The sequence below is a fragment of the Sphingomonas zeae genome (assembly GCF_014197135.1).
Lineage (GTDB): Bacteria > Pseudomonadota > Alphaproteobacteria > Sphingomonadales > Sphingomonadaceae > Sphingomonas > Sphingomonas zeae.
In genome coordinates this window covers 26,395-46,172 of the sequence record NZ_JACIFA010000021.1, presented here as the reverse complement: position 1 = coordinate 46,172, position 19,778 = coordinate 26,395, and the positions used below count along the sequence as shown (strand labels likewise).

Below are 19,778 nucleotides of genomic sequence, written 5' to 3'. Positions count from 1 at the left end.
CCCGCTACGATCGGTGCCCAACCGCCTTCTTCTCCGCCGTCGCCCTCGCTGCCACCATCATCTTCTGGCTTTGATCAACGAGTCCTGACCCTAGCCGATATAGTTGACGAGCACCGTCGCATCCGCGCCGGGCTTGGGTCCGCTCGCGGGGCGCAGCACCGTATAGCCGAGCCCGGACGGAGTTTGCGTGGTGCACGAACGCTGCGACGCCGGCACGATGGGCGTCAGCGGCAAGGGAATGATGCCGGCGTCCGGCATGGGCTTCGGGGCCGGGGCATTTGTCGACTTTCCGACCTGCGCCATCGCCGCGGTTGACGGGGCTACGATAGCCGCAGACAGGACGATGGCGACGGGCAGCCGACGGAGGGCGGGAGCAAAGGACTTCATGGTCGCGGTCGTAGTCGGCCTCCGCCCGGCAGATCAAGCCGTACCCGCCTTGCAGTGATCGTTACGGCTTCGCCTGGCGAAAAGCCCGCATCAATGCGGCGTCCAGCGCCGAGAGAAAGCGTGACCGATCCTCCTTACCGAACGGGGGTGGTCCGCCGACGCGATCACCTCCCGCCCGCAGGTCGGCCATGATGGCTCGCACGGCGACCGCGCTGCCGATCGAGCTGGTGGTAAAGGGCCTGCCGTTCGGCGCGATCACCGCCGCGCCCGCCTTGATGCAACGGTCGGCAAGCAGGATGTCGGCGGTGATGACGATCGCCATTCGGTCGACGCGTTCGGCAATCCAGTCGTCGGCGGCGTCGAAGGCATCGCCGACCACCATGCGCGTGATCAGCGGGTGGTCCGGCACGCGGAGCCGCGCGTTGCTCACCACCGTCACCGGGACGTCCAGGCGGTAAGCGACGCGGTAGATTTCGTCCTTCACCGGGCAGGCGTCGGCGTCCACAAGGATATAGGGGCGATGCTCCACGGCCGGGCCATGCCATGGTTGCAGACCGAAGCGCAATGTTATGGAAGCCGCGCCTGCCTCCCCCGGGGACCGATCCGGCCCAGCGCGAGTTTGCCTTTTCCGAAGGGAAAGCAAATGGATGACAGGATGGGGCAGGGGGCCGCGGCAGGCGAAGGAGCAACCGATCAGCGTGCTGGCGAAGGCGCGCGTTCGCCGCTTCAGGTGCCTCCCCGGGGTTGGCTGGCCGTCGTCAAACGAACCTGGAAGGAGATGGGCGACGACAATATCGGCATCATCGCCGCTGGTATTGCCTTCTATGTCTTTGCCGCGATCGTCCCGACGCTGGGCGCCGTCGTGCTGAGCTACGGACTGTTCGCCGATGCGGAGACGGTGCAGCATAATGTCGAGGCTGTCTTCGCATCGCTGCCGCGTGACGCCGCCTCGATCATCACGGATCAGTTGCTGACGGTCGTGGAGAGCGCGAAGGACAAGCAGGGGACCGGGCTGGTTATTGCGCTGGCTCTGGCCTGGTACGGGGCGACCAAGGGGTCCTCCGCCATCGTCACGGGGCTGAACGTTGCCTATGATACCCGAGAGACGCGGGGCTTTGTCCGGCTGAACCTGTTGCAATTCGCGATCGTCGCCGGTGGCGTCCTGCTGATCTTCGTCGCGATGGGTACGACCATGCTGCTGGCGTTTCTCGACGGGCTCATCCCCGGTGCGCCCGGAGTGGTGCTGGTGGCGGTGAGGCTGGGGGGCTATCTGCTGCTGGCGATGTTCGTCGTGACAGCGGCCGCGATGCTGTTCCGCTATGGACCGGACCAGCGGCAACCGCGATGGGTGTGGCTGTCCCCCGGGTCGGTCGGCGCGACGCTGCTGTGGCTGGCCGGCACAGCCGCGTTCGGCTTCTATGTCTCGCATTTCGGCAATTACGGGGCGACATATGGCTCGCTGAGCGCCGTCATCGTGACCCTGACATGGCTCTGGCTCAGCGCCTATGTCTTCCTGATGGGCGCGGAACTGAATGCCGAGCTGGAACGCCAGGTCAAGGGCGACGCGCCCACTTCCGTGCGTGCGCGAGAGAAGCATTCCATGTCATCGACCACCCGGCCACAGGCGGAGGCTTTGTCCGGGCGGATTGAACCGCTTGGCACCGCAGTGGTGCTGGCCGGTAGCGGAACCGTCGCGACCATCGGCTTCGCCTTGTTGCGCAGGGGGCGTCCCCTCGGTGTCCTCGCGATCACGATGGCGGCGCTTGCGGCCTGGCAGAAGCGGCCGAAATCAGAGGCATAGCCTCGTAGTTGTTGTCGTCGAGGCGGGGCGATGCCACAACCAGGTCTTTGGCGGAGCAGGTTTCAGATGCGGTTTTTCAGCGGGAACGTGGCGGTTGTGGTGACATCGGCGCTTCTTTGCGGAGCGGCATCGCAAGCCAGCACACTGGCGCCGTCAGGCGGCCATGATTTCGCAAGCGGCGATGCGGTTCGCGCACAGGTGGCGGCGATGCTCGCGGACATGAAGCCCGGTCAGGGGTTCGCATGGCGTCCGCTGGTCCAGGATGGCCCGCGGGTCGTGGCCATCGAGATCTGGAAGAAGCCCGGCCGACCAGCGATGCATCCGACAGAAGCGGAATATGTCGTCGTGCTGGAGGGGGCCGGTACGCTGGTGACGGGCGGAACATTGGTCGCGCCGGTCACGCGGGCGGCCAATCTCGTGGAGGGAGAGCGGATCGACGGCGGCACGACGCGGCCGCTTCGGCCCGGTGACGTCCTGCTCCTTCCCGCAGGGGTGCCCCACTGGTTCGGGGTCACGGGCGATCGCCTGGTGCTCCTCGGCACGAAACTGCCCGTCAGCCGATGACGGCTCTATAGGCTGTGTAGCCCCTGCGGCGTTCCTTTCTGTCCAGGATCCACATCAATGGAAATGGATTAGGGGGCCAGCCTAACGGTTAATGACCGAAGCGTCCCACAGACGCTTTCTGAAGAGCGGAAGCCGCCGAGGAGGTCAAGGACCGCGTCTCAGCCTCTCCCTCCCGCCCGCTCGGGCAGTCCGCGTACCGTCCCAATGATTTCCTGCGGCGCTGCATCAAATCAACGGGTTAGGCGTTGAGTGTGGCCGACCGATATGGCGCGGTCGAAGTGAAGCGCGTACCGATAATCAGGCTCCGATACCAGTGACACCATCGCATGATCAGGGGCCTTTGCCGCCCTGGAACGAAACGGCCCGCCTGGCAGCGCTCGACCGCTACGCCATTCTCGACACAGGCCGGGAGGCCGCCTTCGACGACGTGGTCCGCCTGGTCGCCGATTTGTTCGAGGCGCCGATCGCCGTCATCACCTTCGTTGCAACCGACCGGCAGTGGTTCAAGGCCGAGATCGGGATCGGGACGGATACCCTGCCGCCCGCCGCATCGCTGTTTCGGCACGCGATCCTTCAGCCCGACGTGTTCATTATACCCGACATGGTGGAAGACGAACGGTTCAGCCACCATCCCCTCGTCGTCGACGATCCCGGGCTCCGCTTCTACGCGGGGGCGCTGCTGGAGACGTCCGAGGGGCTGCCGATCGGCACGCTGAGCGTGCTGGATACCCAAGCGCGCTCCGACGGCGTCACCGAGCAACAGCGCTTCGCCCTGCGCCTGCTGGCACGCCAGGTCATGACGCAGCTGGATCTGCGGTACGAGATCGCGATGCGCGAGGAACGCGCGCGGCGTCTGGAGGCAGAGATCGCCGGACGCACCGCGGCGGACCAGGCCCATCGCGACAGCGAACGCCGCCTCGACGCCGTCCTCAACAATACGCGCATGGCCGTGTTCCTGATGGATGAGCATCAGCACTGCGTTTATGCGAACGCCGCGGCAGAGACGCTGACCGGCTATTCGCTGGCCCAGATGACGGGGCGGCCGCTGCATGACGTGGTGCATCACACCCGGCCCGACGGATCGCATTACCCGTTGGAGGAATGTCCGATCGACCGGGCCTTTCCCGAACGCGCGCAAATGGATGGCGAGGAGTTGTTCGTCCGGTTGGATGGTAGCTTCTATCCGGTGCGCTTCACCGCCAGCCCGCTGCTCGACGATCGCGGCCAGCCGGTGGGTACGATCATCGAGGCGCGCGACATCACCGCCAGCCGTGCGCGTGACGCCGCGTTGCGCGAGTCCGAGGCGCGGTTCCGCAACATGGCCGATCATGCGCCCGTCATGATGTGGGTCACCGATGCGGGGGGCCAGTGTACCTATCTCAACCGCGCCTGGTATGAGTTCACCGGACAGAGCGAGGACGCGGCGCATGGCCTGGGCTGGCTGGACGCGGTTCATCCCGACGATCGGGGCTGGTCGGGCGAGATGTTTCTGGCCGCCAATGCCACGGCCGAGGCGTTCCGGCTGGAATATCGGCTGCGCCACCATGACGGCACCTATCGCTGGGCGATCGATGCCGCGTCGCCGCGCTTCGGCGCGGATGGCGAGTTTCTGGGCTATATCGGCTCGGTCATCGACATCAACGAGCGGCGCGAAGCCGAGAACGCATTGCGGATCAGCGAGGAACGCTATCGCACCCTGTTCGAGTCGATCGAGGTCGGGTTCTGCATTGCCGAGATACAGTTCGATGGCGACCGCGCCGTCGACTACCGCTTTATCGAAGCCAATCCGGCATTCCAGAAACAGACCGGCCTGTTCCATGCCACGGGCCGCAGCGCGCGGGAGCTCGTTCCCGAACTCGAGCAGTCGTGGTTCGATCGCTATGGTCAGGTCGCCCGCAGCGGCGAGGCCATCCGTTTCGAAAGCGGATCGGACGCGATGGGCCGCTGGTTCGACGTCCATGCGTTGCGGGTCGGACAGCCGGACGCGAACAGGATCGCGATCCTGTTCAACGATGTCAGCGCCCGGCGGCAGGCGGAACTGCAACTGCGCGAGGTCAATGACACACTCGAACTGCGCGTTGAAGAGGCCGTCGCCGAGCGCAAGCTGTGGGCCGACGTCATCGAGAATACCGACGCATTGATCGCGGTGGTGTCTTCCGAATTCCGCTATCTCGCGCTGAACGCCGCCTATGCCGAGGAATTTGAACGAATCTTCGGCATTCGACCCAAGGTCGGCGATCATCTGCCCGGGCTGATGCGCCAGATGCCCGAGCATTGCGAGCCTGTTCTGGCCATCTGGCGCCGAGCGCTGGCGGGCGAGAATTTCTCGATCGTCGAGGAATTTGGCGACGCCAACCGCGCTCGCCCCTATTATGAACTGCGCTTCAACGCCTTGCATGATCGCATGGGCCATTTCGTCGGCGCGTTCCAATATGCGGTCGACGTTTCGGACCGGCTGCGCGACCAGGCCCGTCTCGCCGAGGCGGAGGAACAGTTGCGCCAGGCACAGAAAATGGAAGCGGTCGGCCAGCTCACAGGCGGCATCGCCCATGATTTCAACAATCTGCTTGCCGGCATCATCGGCAGCTTGGAGATTATCGAGCGTCGCCTGTCGACCGGCCGCGTCGATGGCCTGGATCGTTTCATCAGCGGCGCTCAGACATCGGCGCAGCGCGCCGCCGCGCTGACCCAGCGGCTGCTCGCCTTTTCCCGGCGGCAAACGCTCGACCCCAAGCCGACCGACGTCAACCGGCTGGTGTTCGGCATGGAGGACCTGATTCGCCGCACGGTCGGGCCGGCCATCAGGGTCGAGGTCGTGGGAGCCGGTGGTCTCTGGCCAGCCAGGGTCGATGCCGCGCAGCTCGAAAGCGCGCTGCTCAATCTGGCGATCAATGCAAGGGATGCCATGCCGACCGGTGGCCGGCTGACGATCGAAACCGCCAACAAATGGCTTGATGATCGCGGTGGGCGCGAACGGCAGTTACCGCCCGGCCAGTATCTGTCGATCTGCGTCACCGACAGCGGCACCGGCATTCCCAGGGATCTCATCGACCGCATTTTCGATCCGTTTTTCACCACCAAGCCAATAGGGCAGGGCACAGGCCTCGGCCTGTCGATGATCCATGGCTTTGTGCGGCAGTCGGGCGGCCAGGTGCGGGTCTATTCCGAAGCGGGGCACGGGACGACGATGTGCCTGTATCTGCCGCGCTACCTTGGCGAAGTCGGCGACGATCAGGTGCCGGACGAGGCGATCGTGGACGATGGCACCGGGCGAACGGTGCTCGTTATCGATGACGAAGCGACGGTCCGGATGTTGATCGTCGAAGTCCTGCAAGAGGCCGGCTATACCGCCGTGGAGGCCGAGGACGGCCCGTCCGGCATGAAAATCCTCCAATCCGCCATCCCGATCGATCTGCTGATCACCGATGTCGGCCTGCCGGGCGGAATGAACGGGCGGCAGGTCGCCGATGCGGCGCGGGACATTCGCCCTGATCTGAAGATCCTCTTTGTGACCGGCTTTGCCGAAAATGCGGCAGTCGGCAACGGACACCTGGCGCCGGGCATGGCCGTCATGACCAAACCATTCGTCATGACCGAGCTCGGCAACAAGATCGTGGAGATACTGGAACCGTCCGCCGGCCCCGTAGAATCCGCCTGAGCGACGGCGATCCGTCCCAACCTGTGCGGCATCATATCGAAAGCCATGAGGAACCGCTGCGATGGCATGGGGCCGCCCCCGGATCGGACCGGGGGCGGGCCGGGGCTTAGCTGTCGAGCGGCGCCTCCGGGTGGGCGCGACGCTGCGTCTTCGTCCAGCGCGAGGCCCAGGCGGTGATCGCCGGTAGCACGACCAGGGTCAGCGCGGTCGAGGTGATCAGCCCGCCGATGACCACCGTTGCGAGCGGCCGCTGGACCTCCGCCCCCGTGCCGGTCGCCAGCGCCATCGGCACGAAACCCAGCGAGGCGACCAGCGCGGTCATCAAAACGGGGCGCACCCGCTCCATCGCTCCGTCAGCGATGGCGCGATCGTCGTCCACCCCCATTGCGCGGTGGCGGGCGATGGCGCTCATCATCACCAGCCCGTTCAGCACCGCCACACCCGACAACGCGATGAAGCCGACCGCCGCGGTGATCGAGAAGGGGATGCCTCGCAACAGGAGCGCAAAGACGCCCCCCGCCAGCGCCATCGGCACCGCCGAGAACACGATGAGCGCCGGGATGAAGCCGCCCAGCGCCATGAACAGCAGTGCATAGATGGCCAGGAAGCAGATCGGTACCACCAGCATCAGCCGAAGCCGGGCCGATTGCAGGCTCTGAAAGGTGCCGCCCCAGTCGGTATACATGCCCGGCGGCAGCGCCAAGCGCGCAATCCGGGCCTTCGCCTCCTGGACAAAGCCGCCCAAATCGCGGCCCCGGACATTGACCTGGACGGTCATCATCCGCTTGCCGTTCTCACGGCTGATCTGGTTCAGCCCCTGGGTGTAGTGAAAGCTCGCCACCTCACGCAGCGGCACCGAGCGCGCGGTTTGTCCCTCGGCGGCGGGAAGCATCACCGGGATGGTGCCCAACGTGTCGATATCGTCGCGCTGGACATCGGGCAGGCGGACGACCACGTCGAACCGACGATCCCCTTCGAACAAAAGCCCGGCCTCGCGCCCGCCCAGCGCCGCGGCGACGGTAGCGGCGATCGTGTCGACCGACAGGCCCAGCCGACCCGCGGCCTGCCGGTCGATCCGGACGTCGAAGGTCGGCGCGCCACCGGTCTGCTCCACGCCGACATCCGCCGCGCCGGGAATGGTACGCACGGCATCGGCGATCTTCTGCGCCTCGATGCCCATGGCGTCGAGGTCGTCGCCATAGAGCTTGATCGCGACATCGGCGCGGACGCCCGCGATCAGTTCGTTGAAGCGCATCTGGATCGGCTGCTGGATTTCGGTCCGGTTGCCGATCACCTGTTTCATCCGCTCTTCGATCCGACGGACGATGTCGGCCTTGGTCCGCACCTCGGCGGGCCATTCGCTCTCGGGCTTGGGAATGACATAGGTGTCGGAGGCGTTGGGCGGCATCGGGTCGGTGCCCAGATCGGCATTGCCGTTCTTGGAAAAGACCAGCGCCACTTCGGGCAGCGTCTTGAGTGCATTCTCGATCCACATCTGCATCTGCGTCGACTGGTCGATCGAGGCGGAGGGAACGCGGAAATTGGTGATGGTAATGTCCTTCTCGTCCAGCTGTGGCATGAACTCCTCGCCGAGCAGCCCAAAGCCGAGGATCGCGACCGCGAATAGCGCGACCCCTCCCAGGATAACCGGACGGGGTCGGGCGATGGCGCGGGTCAGAACAGGTCGATAACGCGCCTTGAACCAACGGATCGGCCGGACCTCCGTCTCGTCCACCCGGCCCTTGATCAGGATCGCGATCATGGCGGGCACGAAGGTCAATGACAGGGTGAAGGCGCAGGCGAGCGCGATCATCAGGGTGATCGCCATGGGGGCGAAGGTCTTGCCCTCCACCCCCTGGAAGGTGAGAAGCGGCATGAAAGCCAGGAAGATGATCGCCTGGCCATAGACGGTGGGGCGGATCATCTCGCGTGCCGAGGCGGCGGTGGTCTCCAGCCGTTCCGCAAGGCTCAACAGCCTTCCCTGGACATGCTGGCGCTCGGCGAGGTGGCGCAATGCATTCTCGACGATGATGACTGCCCCGTCGACGATCAACCCGAAGTCGAGCGCCCCCAGGCTCATCAGATTGCCGGAGACGCCCAGCACGTTCATCCCGGCCGCGGTCATCACCATGGTGATCGGGATGACGGCCGCAGTGATCAGCGCCGCGCGGACATTGCCGAGCAACAGGAAGAGCACCACGATGACCAGCAATGCACCCTCGACCAGATTTTTCCGGACCGTGGCGATGGTCGCGTTGACCAGCTTCGACCGGTTATAGACCGGCTCGGCAAAGACGTCGGGGGGCAAGGTGCGATTGACCTGTACCAGCTTGTCGGCGACCGCGGTCGACACGACGCGGCTATTCTCTCCCATGAGCATCAGCACCGTGGAGATGACCGCCTCCGACCCCATGCGGCTGCCGGAGCCGGTGCGGACCGCGCCGCCGATCGTCACCTGGCCAAGATCGCGTACCCGGACGGGTACGGCATTTCGGGTGGCTACGACGGCGTCCTGAATGTCCTCGATCGACTTCAGCCGTGCATCGGCCCGCACCAGAAAGCTTTCGCCCGCGCGGCGGACATAATTGGCCCCGGCCGAGACATTGGCGCGCTCCACCGCGTCGGCCAGTTCGGTCATCGAGATGCCGTGGGAGGCGAGCGCCGCCAGATCGGGCTCGATCAGATATTGTTTGACGTAGCCGCCGTTGGAATCGACGCCAGCCACCCCTTTCACGGTGCGCATCTGCGGCCGGATGATCCAGTCCTGGACCGTGCGCAGATACGCCGCCTTGGCCAGCTCGGTGGTCAGCCGCTCGCCCTCGGGCGTCATATAACTGCCGTCGCTTTGCCAGCCCGGCTTGCCGTCGACCCGGGCCGCGCCGCGTCCGTCAGGATGGCGAAAGGCGATGGAGTAGAAGAAGATTTCGCCCAGCCCCGTGCTCAGCGGCCCCAGATTGGGCCGCGCCCCGGCGGGCAGGCTGTCCCTTGCCTGGGCGATCCGTTCGGTGATCTGCTGCCGCGCGAAATAGATGCTGGTGGAGTCGGTGAACACCGCCGTCACCTGGCTGAAGCCGTTGCGCGACAGCGAGCGGGTCATCTCCAGCCCCGGAATGCCCGCCAGCGCGGTTTCGATGGGGTAGGTGACCTGCTTCTCGACGTCGACCGGTCCCAGCGAGGGGACGAAGGTGCTGACCTGCACCTGACGATTGGTGACGTCGGGCACCGCGTCGATCGGCAGCCGGGTTGTCTGCCACGCACCGAACGCGGCGATGGCGAGCGTCAGGACCGCGACCAGCCAGCGCAGCCGGACCGAGCCGGACAGGATGGCGGCGATCATTCCTCGCCTCCCATATCCTTTTCGAGCTCGGCCTTGATCAGAAAGGCGTTGCGCGTGGCGATCCGCGTCCCCGCCTTAATGCCGTCCGCGATCGCGACCGTCCCGCCTGACCGGCCCGCGATCTGCACCGGCTTCGCCTGGAAGCCCCCGGCCGTGCGGAGGAAGACCACGTCGCGCCCGCCCAGCGTCTGGACCGCATCCTGCGGGACCAAGACGCCATCATGCGCGACGCCGCCACTGGCGAAGATGCGCGCTTGGACCATTTGTCCGGGAGCCAGCGCGCTGCCCGAGGCGGACGGCGTGACGATGACGGTCGCGGTGCGCGACTGCGGATCGACAACGCCAGTCGCAGCACGGACCCGGCCCGCGATGGTCTGTCCATCGCGAACGATCAGCTGAACCCGGTCGCCGCTCCGGATGCGCGCGGCCTCACCCGGCGGCACGGCGGCAGTGATCTCCAGGCGGCGGGGATCAGCGACGTGGAAAAGATCGGTCTCGGCCGCGACATATTGACCGAGCCGCGCGGCGGTCATCGTCAGGCGCCCGGAGATCGGACTGGTGACAGCGACGAAGCGGCCATCGCCGGTCACGCGTACCGCGCCCGCCGCTGCGGTCGCGCGAAGGGCATCGGCCTGGGCCACCGACAGATTGGCTCGCGCGGCGTCGAAATCGGCGCGGGGCGACACGCCTTGCGCCAGCAATCCGCGCTCGCGCTCCAGTTGCCGCCGGGCCAGCCCTACCCGGGCGGCGGCGGCGGCGCGGTCCGCCGTGATCTGCGAGGCGTCGCGGCTCTCGATCAGCGCCAGCGTCTGTCCGGCGCGTACCGTATCGCCCATGCGGACGAGGATGCGCGTGATGGTCCCCGGCGCGCGCGCGGTCAGCACCGCGTCGGCATCGGGCGTGGCCTGAACGGTCGCGGCCGCGATGATGGCGCGGTCCAACGTACCCGTTCCGGCGGCGGCGACGCCGATCTGCGAAGCGGCGATGGCTTGCGGCGAGATGGTCAGCGCGTCGCGGGGGCCTGTCTCGGCGGCCGGCGGGGCGGCGACGTGCGCGGCAGGCGCGTCGGGCTGGGTCAGACGCGCCACGCCGAAGCCGAAGGCGGCCGCCGCGAGGCCCAGTGCTGCACCCGCGTAAAGACGATGTTTGGCGATCATTGGACCGGTTCTCCGGCGATGCTGAGGCCCGCGAGGCGAGCGAGCGTGGTACGCGCATCGAAGCGCGCCATGTCGGCGTCCAGAATAACGCTGCGCGCGGCGCCAAGATTGTGCCGGGCGGACAGCAGCTCGATCAGCGGTGCCTTGCCCGCTTCATAGGCGATCCGTGCCAACCGATAGGCTTCCTCGGCGGTGGAGAGCGTCCGTCGCGCCGCCTCGCCGCGCGCATCGGTTGCAGCGATCAGGGCGCGGGCGGCGCGAGTTCCTGCCTCCGCTTCGAGCCGCGCGGCGGCGGCGCGCGCCTCCATGCCCTGCAACTCGGCCTGGGCGGCGGCGATATTGCCCCGGTTGCGATCGAACACCGGCAGCGGAACGGTGACGCCCGCGACGACGGCGGGGCCGTTTGCGACCCGCAACTGGCGCACGCCGAGTTGCGCCGTGATGTCGGGTGTCGCGCTCCTTTGCTGCACGGTGAGCGCGCGGGCGGCAGCCTCGCGCTCGGCCTGGGCCAGCCGGACGGCCGCGCTCTGCATGGGGTCGACCGGGCCGCTGGCTGGACGCGCGTTCATCCGGTCGATCAGCGATTCGGCCAGCCCCGTATAGGGCGTGGGCGAGCCCGCCATCGCGGCCAGCCTGGCGAGCGCGCCGACCCTTTGTGCGCGGGCAACTTCAAGATCCGATTCCATCGTGTGCAGCTCGGCCTCGGCCTGAACCTGACGCAGCCGCGCCTCCTTGCCCGCCGCGACCAGCGCACGCGCGACCTTCAGCACATCGGTGGCCTCCTGGACCTCATCCTCGGCCAGCGCGATGCGGCGGTCGGCGATCTCGGCCGCGGCATAGGCGCGCGCCAGTTCGGCCGCAAAGGCCAGGCGCCCTTCGATTCCGCGTGCCTGCGCCACCGCGACACCCGCATCCCCGGCGGCGATCCGTGCCGCGCGCTTGCCCCCCAGCTCGATCGGCTGATCGATCTGAAGCGTCGTCTGCTGCTGGTCGCGAGCGTTACGGCGCAGGTCGCCGACGAAATTCTCGCCATAGAGATTGATCGAGGGATTGGGTCGCGCGCGAGCCTGTTCGGCTTTGCCAAGCGCCTGATCCACATCGGCGTCGAGCGCCGTAATGCGTGGCGCCTCGCGGGCTTCGCGCAAGAGCTGTGCAAAGGGGGGCGCGGTCCGCGCCCATATCGCACCGGCGGGGTATAGCACCGCCAGCGTTCCGGCCAGCGCAAGGGTGCGCGACCGGCGAATGGAGCCGTTCATATCTTTTGTTCCTGCTACGATGGAGCTTGTCGGCGCGCTGGCGCCAGACGGGGCTCAGCGGCGCGGCGGTCGCAGCAGGGCGGCGGGATCAAGGCCGCCGGGCAGGTCGTAATTTGCGATCGCCTAGCGCCGGTCGGCGATGGGGATCAGGTGCGGGGTGGGGATGGCCCCGCCATAATCGACCCATTGGCCGATCGAATGGGCAAGCAGATGGATGGGCGCGTCCGGATCGCTTTTCGATCCGGCGTGATTGTGGACCACCGACACGACATGGACGGGATCTTCGTCATGCACCACCGCGTCATGCCATCCCGACAGCCCGATCAGGCCGAAGACCGCCAGCAAAGCCAGCAGGGCGCCCAGAACGGCGGATCGGGAATGACGCCTCGCCATGGTGGACAGGATAGACATGGAGCCGACCCCGAGCAAGCGGCTTGGTCGCGCCTATGACACGGGGACATCCGTGGCCGGCACCGTCCGGCACGATAGGCCGTCCATTCCTGCCAGTCCGTCTATGTTGTCGACCATCCCGCCACTTCACCCGTGATGCATCGCGACAGGCGAAACCGGGAAGGGATGATAGTCGCCAAGCACCGTTCCCCTTTGGGTGCCAGCGGAATAGGTAACGCGGTATGCGTGGCGCCGGGACAGGCGGCGACGTGGGGGAGTAGGGGAAGTGGTCGGTGTGGTTCGATCGCGCTGATCGGCTGATGGCCACGGACGCCCGTTCGCCCAGCACACCTATATGCCGTGGCAGAATCGGCGGTACAGGGGCTCTGGCCATCGCGCGCGGAAAGGCACGTGGGCTGTTCGGTAAACGGGGGAAGGGCATGGGCATGAACGCCGATCGGGAGACGACATCGCCTGACACGGGCCGGGTCGGGGAGGTGTTTCTCGCCTTCCTCAAGCTCGGTCTCACCTCGTTCGGCGGACCGATCGCCCATCTCGGCTATTTCCGCGACGAACTGGTGCTACGCCGCAAGTGGGTCAGCGAGGATGCCTATGCCGAGCTGGTGGCATTGTGCCAGTTTCTGCCCGGCCCGGCCTCCAGCCAGACCGGTTTCGTCCTGGGCCTTGCGCGCGCTGGCCCGCTCGGCGCGATCGCGGCATGGACGGCGTTCACCTTGCCGTCTGCGCTGCTCATGCTGGCCGTGGCGTCCGGCGCATCGCGGCTGCAAGGTGGCGTCGCCGCCGCCGCCATTCATGGGCTCAAGCTGGTCGCGATCGTCATCGTTGCCCAGGCGGTATGGGGAATGGCGCGGTCGTTGACGCCCGATCTCCGACGCGTGACGATCGCCGTAGCCGCAGCCCTCGTCCTCGGCCTTTGGGGCGGTGCCACCGGGCAGGTCGCCGCCATTGTCATCGGCGGAGTAGCTGGACTGTTCTTGTGTCGCGATCTGGCGGCCTCTCCGGCCGAGGGCCTTCCGACCCGGGTTTCCCGTCGCGTGGGGATGACCAGCCTGACGCTGTTCGGGGCGCTGCTGTTTTCGTTGCCGGTCATGAGTGCAGCGCTCGGCGAACCGGGATGGAACCTCTTCGATATCTTCTACCGAGCTGGCGCGCTTGTGTTCGGGGGCGGCCATGTCGTGCTGCCGCTTTTGCGTGCCGAGCTCGTCCCGACGGGCCTGATGACGGACGACCAGTTTCTGGCCGGCTACGGCGCGGCGCAGGCGCTCCCTGGCCCCTTGTTCGCGATCGCCGGATATCTTGGCCCGATCGCAGCCGGTGGCGCATGGGGCGCGCTTCCGGCGATCCTTGGCGTTTTTCTGCCCGGCCTCCTGATCGTCATCGGCATCCTGCCATTCTGGTCGCACCTGCGGCACAATCCCGTCACGCGATCGATCGTGGCGGGCGTGAACGCCGCGGTGGTCGGCATATTGGCGACGGCGCTCTATGATCCGCTCTGGACCACCGGCATAGGATCGTTGGCGGACGTGGCCGCCGTCGGTGCGGGGCTGGTCGCGCTGATGCGCTGGCATATCCCTCCGATCACGCTCGTTGTGGCGATGGTCGGCTTTTCGGCGGTAGGGGCCACACTGGCTTGATAGTCAGAGGCGACATCTCGCAAGCGATGGCGAAGCGCGACGATCCTCAATCCGCCTTCCACTTCACCGGGATACGGAGGTAGGTGACGCCGTTCGACTCCGCCTCATGAAAGCGGCCCGCACGGATGTTGACCTGAATCGACGGCAGGAGCAACTTGGGCACGGATAGGCTGGCGTCGCGCTGCTCCCGCATGGTGACGAATTCATCCTCGCTCACGCCGTCATGAACATGGCCGTTCGACCGGCGCTGCTCGCCTACCGTCGTCTCCCATCGGTAATCGTCGCGGCCCGGTGCCTTGTAATCGTGACACAAGAATAGTCGGGTCGCGTCAGGCAGCGCGAGCAGGCGGCGGATCGAGCGAAAGAGCGTGCGGGCGTCGCCGCCGGGGAAGTCGGCCCGGGCGGTGCCATGGTCGGGCATGAACAGCGTATCGCCGATGAACGACGCATCGCCGATCACATAGGCGACATCGGCCGGGGTGTGGCCGGGAACATGCAGTACCTGGACCTCCAGTGCGCCAATCGCGAAGCGGTCGCCGTCCTCGAACAGCCGGTCGAAGTCGGAACCGTCGGTTTTCAGATCGCCCATCGCGAAGACGGGACGGAAGATCTTCTGCACGTCGCGGATATGCGCGCCGATCCCGGCCCAGGCACCGGTATGCGCCTTGATGAAGGGCGCGGCCGACAGATGGTCGGCATGGGCATGCGTTTCCAACACCATGTCGATCCGCCAGTCATGCTCGCGCGCGAAGTCGAGGATGCGCTGTGCCGAGCGCGTATCGGCGATGCCGCTGGCCATGTCGAAGTCGAGCACCGGATCGATCACCGCCGCCGTTCGCGTCGCGGGATCACCGACCAGATAGCTGATCGTGTTGGACGGTTCGTCGAAAAACGCCTCGATAAAGGGCTGGGTCATGATTTTCTCCGTTAGTGCTTGCTAATATATTAGAAGATGCTACATAAGCAATAGCTAATGGAGTAGGGGCGATGCTGAAACCGCCGATGGATCTGGCAACTTTCGAGGCGAAAGCCGGGCAGGTTGCGGACACGCTGAAGGCGATCGGTAACGCGCGACGGTTGATGCTGCTGTGCAAGCTCGTCGAGCATGGCGAGGTGACGGTCAGCGATCTGGCGCGTGATGTCGGTCTGTCGCAATCGGCCTGTTCGCAGCACTTGGCCAAGATGCGCGACGAAGGCCTCGTCACCTATCGCCGCGAGAGCCAGACGCTTTGGTACGCCATTGCGGACGCCCGCGTCGAAACGCTGCTCGCCACCCTCTACCAACTCTATTGCAAGGATTGACGCGATGACGCTTGTCACCCTTTCCCCGGCCGATACCCGCGCCGCGATCGATGCCGGCGCGCGCCTGATCGACATTCGCGGCGCCGACGAACACGCACGCGAGCGCATTCCTGGCGCGATCAACGTGCCGGTCGATCGGATTGTCGATCTTCGGTGTGACGGTCGCCCGGTTGTCTTCCATTGCAGATCGGGCATGCGCACCGCCGCCCATGCGGGGCAGCTCGGCGCGGCCGCGGGTGACGTACCTGCCTATATCCTCGAAGGGGGAATCGATGCATGGCGGCAGGCAGGGCAGCCTATCGTCACCGATCGGTCGAAGCCGTTGGAGATCATGCGGCAAGTGCAGATCACCGCCGGCGCGCTGGTGCTGATCGGCGTGGTGCTTGGTCTGTTCGTCGCTCCGGCCTTCTTAGGCCTGTCGGCGTTTGTGGGGGCGGGGCTGATGTTCGCCGGTGTGACCGGGTGGTGCGGCATGGCCAATCTGCTGCGTGTCATGCCATGGAACCGGCGCGCGGCGGCCTGAGGCCATCATGGATACCGCCACCATCCTTGCCGCGCTCGTATCCGGCGGCGTGATCGGCTTGATCCTTGGTCTGGTGGGCGGGGGCGGGTCGATCCTGGCCGTGCCGCTCCTGATCTATGGTGTCGGTATCCGATCACCGCACGCTGCGATCGGAACCGCCGCCGTCGCCGTCACGGCCAATGCGCTGGCCAGCCTGATCGGCCATGCTCGCGCCGGTCGCGTGAAGTGGCGGTGCGCCAGTGTGTTCGCGGCGTCGGGCATGATCGGCGCGGGACTCGGTGCCGAACTGGGCAAGGCTTTTGACGGGAAGCGGCTGCTCGTCCTGTTCGGACTGGTGATGATCGGCGTCGGTCTCTCAATGCTGCGCAAGCGCCGCACGGTGGAAGCGCCGAACGTGCGGCTCACCCGCGACACCGCCGCGACGCTGCTGCCACGCCTGGTTCCGATCGGGATGGGCGTGGGGCTTGCCGCCGGCTTCTTCGGGATCGGGGGCGGATTCCTGATCGTGCCGGGGTTGGTCGTCGCGACCGCCATGCCTCTGCCCTTTGCCATCGGCACATCATTGGTCGTCGTCAGTGCACTCGGGCTGACAACCGCTACCTCCTACGCACTGTCCGGGTTGGTCGATTGGGGCGTGACGGCGCTGCTGGTGGCGGGCGGCGTTGGCGGGACGATCGCCGGTATCGCGCTGGGCAAGCTTCTCGGCACGCGCAAGGGCCTGCTCGAACGGGGCTTTGCTGCCATGGTGATCGCGATTGGGGCCTACATCACGGCCTCATCAATTTAGGTGACGCCATTTCCCGCAGCGGACGGTCAGTTGCGAACGGGCCGCTTCGCAAAACGTGCATCCAGCGTAGCTTTTATGAACGGCAATCGCCGGACCGGGTAGCAGCGCATGATAAAAGCGTTGCTTATGGAGCATTCGAACGAGGCGCGACCATTCTCCCCCATTCTGTCGCAGCGTCACCGCATCGGTCGGCCCGGCTGTTTCATGAAAGCGGCACTCGAACAGCGCGACGCCGAGGTTCGAATATTTGTATTTCGTCGCGCGGCCAGGGCCGGATCGCGCATCTTGAGGGAGCGGCGGACCTGACAACGGCTCATCTTGCCCCGCAGATGCCGTAGCAGTTTCTTGTAAGATCGTAGATACCGGTCCGAGGATGTTTCCGGAATATGATCATCGGCACCAAATGCTTCGAAACCCGTTCGCACTACCTGCGGACGGTGAAGTTGGCGTAATCCTGGATTTCCGCGCTTCCGAATTAAGTTGGTGACCCCTACGGGAGAAATCGCCAACATCGGGAAACGGCGGAAATCCGGGAGTTTCTAGATGGTGTCCCTTCGGCTTCTATACCTGTGAGACCCACTCATCCCTATACCAGCGACACGTCCGCGCCGCAGCGGTGCCGCGACGGAGCGGTCGTAGGTTTTCAGGATGGATGAGTCATCCTGAAACCTATCGTAATAGCGGCAGGACGTGGCGCGGCAGCGTCGGCGTGAACGGAGGGTGCCATGGCAGGTTCACCGCTCCTTGGACTGAGCAGCACCTCTCTGGAAGGCCGGACGTGACCAGCGTCGCAGCTCGAGCGGCACGGCGCGCTTGAACCATTCAGGTGTGTCGCTATCCAGCCAGCGCACTTCGCCAGCCTCTCTGATTATGAGCAGACGACGCCGCTTCGCGCTGTTGTCGAGGACATAGCAGCGTTCTGCAAGAGCCATCGCCGCCGGCAGACGGGAGAGCGAGTCCGGATAGCGGCGCACGATGGCTTCGGGCGGGACATCGTGCCCGCCATCCCCCACGCGGCTGCGTACCCGTTCGAAGGACAGTTCCGGCGAGTCGATGCCGACATACACCAGGGTGAGCTTGTAGTCCGCCTCGCGTGCTGCATGCATCAGCCGGAGTGTGCTGCTGCCCGAAAGAGTGGTTTCGATGGCCAGGCTTTCCCGTCTGGCTATGAGTCCGTTCCGCTGTCGGATCGCCAGCTCGCCTGCCATACGCTCATCAAGCCGGCCGTCGATGCGCGGCAGCTCCTGGGCGATTACGTCGGGATTGATGATGGTGAACACGTCCTTCAGGGCCCGTCGGCCGAGGCGCTGCATGACTAGCGTCGTCTTGCCGGCACCGTTCGGACCCGCGACCACCCAGAGCTGCGGTCTGGCCGATGCTCCTGCCGTCATGCGTGGCGTGACTTCGACCTCGGCAGTTCGATCCGGACGGTCTCTCGCGTTCCGTTGGGGTATTCCCTGACGACATGACCCTGCGGCGTGTCGCGCTCGCGGTAGGTGATGAACCGGCCGCGGGCAAGCATGGCCCTGGCGGCTTCATCGCTTCGCGCCTTCAGGGCTTCCCCGAAATCGATTTCGGTGGCGTGCTCGTCGTCTACCGAGGTCTGCATTGCGCTGTCCTTCGTCATCCGGCCTGACTTTTCAACGTCGGTGGTGCTCGCACCTTGGTCGTACGATACCATGACATTCCCTCCGTTCCGAATGGTTTGGAGACACTGCCGCTGAAGAAGATCAGACGCGTGTAGCTCCATAATGACCGCGGTGGGCAGATTTCGGGTAGCCCAACTCGGCACCATTCAGCCAAACGGAAGCCCCAGCCGCTTCGCCTTTCCCACGACGGCGTTGCGGCTGACGCCACCCAGAGCAGCGCCGATCTCTGATGCGGACGCGCCGGTCTGCCATAGTGTACGCAGCTGCTCGACCCGGCTTTCGGGCCAGGCGTTCGACGGCGTCGCGTGCTGCGGTCGAACTGCACCCGTGCTCTTTTTAACGTCCGTCGCCGTCGCGTTCTCCTCCACAGCGACGGTGTCCACATCGGAAGGCACCGCCTCAAGTTCCGGTAGCGCCGGGATGACCAGAGTCGGTAAGGGAGTGACCCGCCGCACCTCGTCGTCCGCCGAGCGGATGGCGAGCCCGCCGTCCACCGCCGAGATGCTGAAGTCGCGGTAGGATGCCGACCAGCGCGAGATCCGGTCGAGGTTCCGCGGCGAGAAGAACGCCTGGGCACGGCGGTACGCCGAGATGCCGTCCACGGCGTCCGCATGGGCGGCTTCGACGGCCTTCACCAGCTTCGTGATCTCTCCCGTGGTCATGGCATTGGTGTCGGCCCGATACGCGGCGACCGCCCTTGCGACGCTCGCCCGCAGGGCGATGAGGCGGTCACGGCAGTCGAACTGCGTGCGCATCAGCGCGCTGCCGTCGAGCGGTCCCAGGGAACCCCGCTCGCTACGCCAGATCGGCGTCTTCGGGTCGCGCTCTCCGAGCCGGTCCGCACGCTTCCGTTCGGCCGCGATATCGCGCACCTGTACGTCCTCGTGCAGGTCCGATCCCGAGTTGGCAGCGGCGCTGAGCAGATAGGCGGCGTTGGGATGCGCCTTCTCGATCTCCTTGCGCTTGGCGTCGATTGCGGTGAGGGCAGGGCCCTTCAATACGATTGCGATCGCAGCATCGAGCCCGGCCGCTCCGCCGTTGATGCGCCCGAGCCGCTCCAGGACGCCCTTTCGGCTGGTGAGCTCGGAAAAGTTGCGGCGGATGCGGGTGAACTCGACGCCGTAGTGACTGGCGGCGCAGTCCTTGCCGACCGAATAGCTGCGGCCCGTCTCGTTGGTGACGACGAAGCCCGACCAGTGGTTGTCCTTCTGGCAATGGCAGCACCAGAAGAACGGCTCTTCCTTCAGTCGTTTTCTTCCACCCGTGGGCCGCAGATCGTAGTGGCCGATGATCGTAGGCTCGAGCCGAGTGT

16 protein-coding genes and 1 pseudogene are annotated in these 19,778 nt (G+C 66.0%); 7 read left to right on the top strand and 10 right to left on the bottom strand.

The window, feature by feature from the left end:
* Positions 1-90: 90 nt before the first annotated feature.
* Entirely contained in the window at positions 91-387 is a 297-nt protein-coding gene (locus GGR45_RS18485; RefSeq protein WP_175310408.1) for a hypothetical protein, read from the bottom strand.
* A 61-nt stretch (positions 388-448) separates the two neighbouring features.
* Complete coding sequence (locus GGR45_RS18480) at positions 449-916, bottom strand: YaiI/YqxD family protein (protein WP_175310409.1); 468 nt, start codon at positions 914-916, stop codon at positions 449-451.
* Between the two features lie 114 nt (positions 917-1,030).
* Between GGR45_RS18480 and GGR45_RS18475 the strand changes: the two genes are divergently transcribed.
* The 3 genes from GGR45_RS18475 (at position 1,031) to GGR45_RS18465 (ending at position 6,410) form a co-directional block, all read left to right on the top strand.
* Complete coding sequence (locus tag GGR45_RS18475) at positions 1,031-2,188, top strand: YihY/virulence factor BrkB family protein (RefSeq protein WP_175310410.1); 1,158 nt, start codon at positions 1,031-1,033, stop codon at positions 2,186-2,188.
* A 66-nt stretch (positions 2,189-2,254) separates the two neighbouring features.
* Entirely contained in the window at positions 2,255-2,752 is a 498-nt protein-coding gene (locus tag GGR45_RS18470) for a cupin domain-containing protein (protein WP_175310411.1), read from the top strand.
* Between the two features lie 340 nt (positions 2,753-3,092).
* Positions 3,093-6,410, top strand: a complete 3,318-nt coding sequence (locus GGR45_RS18465; protein WP_175310412.1) for a PAS domain S-box protein — start codon at positions 3,093-3,095, stop codon at positions 6,408-6,410.
* Between the two features lie 106 nt (positions 6,411-6,516).
* Here the strand turns inward: GGR45_RS18465 and GGR45_RS18460 are convergent, their stop codons facing one another.
* The 4 genes from GGR45_RS18460 to GGR45_RS18445 form a co-directional block, all read right to left on the bottom strand.
* Complete coding sequence (locus tag GGR45_RS18460; RefSeq protein ID WP_175310413.1) at positions 6,517-9,747, bottom strand: efflux RND transporter permease subunit; 3,231 nt, start codon at positions 9,745-9,747, stop codon at positions 6,517-6,519.
* On the bottom strand, positions 9,744-10,904 hold the full coding sequence (locus GGR45_RS18455) for an efflux RND transporter periplasmic adaptor subunit (protein ID WP_175310414.1): 1,161 nt from the start codon (positions 10,902-10,904) through the stop codon (positions 9,744-9,746). The genes GGR45_RS18460 and GGR45_RS18455 overlap by 4 nt, the downstream gene beginning before the upstream one ends.
* A complete protein-coding gene (locus tag GGR45_RS18450; protein ID WP_175310415.1) occupies positions 10,901-12,160 on the bottom strand; it encodes a TolC family protein in 1,260 nt (419 codons plus the stop codon). The genes GGR45_RS18455 and GGR45_RS18450 overlap by 4 nt, the downstream gene beginning before the upstream one ends.
* A 123-nt stretch (positions 12,161-12,283) precedes the next feature.
* A complete protein-coding gene (locus GGR45_RS18445) occupies positions 12,284-12,571 on the bottom strand; it encodes a hypothetical protein (protein ID WP_175310416.1) in 288 nt (95 codons plus the stop codon).
* 425 nt (positions 12,572-12,996) lie between these two features.
* Between GGR45_RS18445 and chrA the strand changes: the two genes are divergently transcribed.
* A complete protein-coding gene (gene chrA, locus GGR45_RS18440) occupies positions 12,997-14,205 on the top strand; it encodes a chromate efflux transporter (RefSeq protein ID WP_175310417.1) in 1,209 nt (402 codons plus the stop codon).
* Positions 14,206-14,251: 46 nt separating this feature from the next.
* Here chrA and GGR45_RS18435 read toward each other — a convergent pair whose 3' ends face one another.
* Positions 14,252-15,121: an MBL fold metallo-hydrolase gene (locus tag GGR45_RS18435; protein ID WP_175310418.1), complete on the bottom strand. Its 870-nt coding sequence runs from the start codon at positions 15,119-15,121 to the stop codon at positions 14,252-14,254.
* A gap of 86 nt (positions 15,122-15,207) precedes the next feature.
* Between GGR45_RS18435 and GGR45_RS18430 the strand changes: the two genes are divergently transcribed.
* Genes GGR45_RS18430 through GGR45_RS18420 form a run of 3 tightly spaced genes read left to right on the top strand, consistent with a single transcriptional unit; the run spans position 15,208 to position 16,817 of the window.
* Positions 15,208-15,507: an ArsR/SmtB family transcription factor gene (locus GGR45_RS18430; protein ID WP_246358316.1), complete on the top strand. Its 300-nt coding sequence runs from the start codon at positions 15,208-15,210 to the stop codon at positions 15,505-15,507.
* Positions 15,508-15,511: 4 nt separating this feature from the next.
* Positions 15,512-16,030: a rhodanese family protein gene (locus GGR45_RS18425; protein WP_175310420.1), complete on the top strand. Its 519-nt coding sequence runs from the start codon at positions 15,512-15,514 to the stop codon at positions 16,028-16,030.
* Between the two features lie 7 nt (positions 16,031-16,037).
* Positions 16,038-16,817, top strand: a complete 780-nt coding sequence (locus tag GGR45_RS18420) for a sulfite exporter TauE/SafE family protein (protein WP_175310421.1) — start codon at positions 16,038-16,040, stop codon at positions 16,815-16,817.
* Between the two features lie 734 nt (positions 16,818-17,551).
* Here GGR45_RS18420 and GGR45_RS18415 read toward each other — a convergent pair.
* The 3 genes and pseudogenes from GGR45_RS18415 to GGR45_RS20065 all read right to left on the bottom strand — a co-directional run.
* Positions 17,552-18,208, bottom strand: coding sequence for an ATPase (locus GGR45_RS18415; RefSeq protein ID WP_175310422.1), 657 nt, complete (start codon positions 18,206-18,208; stop codon positions 17,552-17,554).
* Positions 18,205-18,444 carry a hypothetical protein gene (locus GGR45_RS18410; RefSeq protein ID WP_217497849.1) on the bottom strand — a complete coding sequence of 80 codons (240 nt, stop codon included), beginning with the start codon at positions 18,442-18,444 and terminating at the stop codon, positions 18,205-18,207. The genes GGR45_RS18415 and GGR45_RS18410 overlap by 4 nt, the downstream gene beginning before the upstream one ends.
* A 180-nt stretch (positions 18,445-18,624) precedes the next feature.
* Positions 18,625-18,756, bottom strand: a pseudogene (locus GGR45_RS20065) (GcrA family cell cycle regulator); the annotation flags it as partial.
* Positions 18,757-19,778: the final 1,022 nt, after the last annotated feature.

What these genes read in the sequence shown, in the direction of transcription:
- GGR45_RS18485 (WP_175310408.1), bottom strand. Translation starts at nt 387, where the DNA reads ATGAAGTCCTTTGCTCCCGCCCTCCGTCGGCTGCCCGTCGCCATCGTC.
- GGR45_RS18475 (WP_175310410.1), top strand. Translation starts at nt 1,031, where the DNA reads ATGGATGACAGGATGGGGCAGGGGGCCGCGGCAGGCGAAGGAGCAACC.
- GGR45_RS18470 (WP_175310411.1), top strand. Translation starts at nt 2,255, where the DNA reads ATGCGGTTTTTCAGCGGGAACGTGGCGGTTGTGGTGACATCGGCGCTT.
- GGR45_RS18460 (WP_175310413.1), bottom strand. Translation starts at nt 9,747, where the DNA reads ATGATCGCCGCCATCCTGTCCGGCTCGGTCCGGCTGCGCTGGCTGGTC.
- GGR45_RS18455 (WP_175310414.1), bottom strand. Translation starts at nt 10,904, where the DNA reads ATGATCGCCAAACATCGTCTTTACGCGGGTGCAGCACTGGGCCTCGCG.
- GGR45_RS18450 (WP_175310415.1), bottom strand. Translation starts at nt 12,160, where the DNA reads ATGAACGGCTCCATTCGCCGGTCGCGCACCCTTGCGCTGGCCGGAACG.
- GGR45_RS18445 (WP_175310416.1), bottom strand. Translation starts at nt 12,571, where the DNA reads ATGTCTATCCTGTCCACCATGGCGAGGCGTCATTCCCGATCCGCCGTT.
- chrA (WP_175310417.1), top strand. Translation starts at nt 12,997, where the DNA reads ATGAACGCCGATCGGGAGACGACATCGCCTGACACGGGCCGGGTCGGG.
- GGR45_RS18435 (WP_175310418.1), bottom strand. Translation starts at nt 15,121, where the DNA reads ATGACCCAGCCCTTTATCGAGGCGTTTTTCGACGAACCGTCCAACACG.
- GGR45_RS18430 (WP_246358316.1), top strand. Translation starts at nt 15,208, where the DNA reads ATGGATCTGGCAACTTTCGAGGCGAAAGCCGGGCAGGTTGCGGACACG.
- GGR45_RS18425 (WP_175310420.1), top strand. Translation starts at nt 15,512, where the DNA reads ATGACGCTTGTCACCCTTTCCCCGGCCGATACCCGCGCCGCGATCGAT.
- GGR45_RS18420 (WP_175310421.1), top strand. Translation starts at nt 16,038, where the DNA reads ATGGATACCGCCACCATCCTTGCCGCGCTCGTATCCGGCGGCGTGATC.
- GGR45_RS18415 (WP_175310422.1), bottom strand. Translation starts at nt 18,208, where the DNA reads ATGACGGCAGGAGCATCGGCCAGACCGCAGCTCTGGGTGGTCGCGGGT.
- GGR45_RS18410 (WP_217497849.1), bottom strand. Translation starts at nt 18,444, where the DNA reads ATGACGAAGGACAGCGCAATGCAGACCTCGGTAGACGACGAGCACGCC.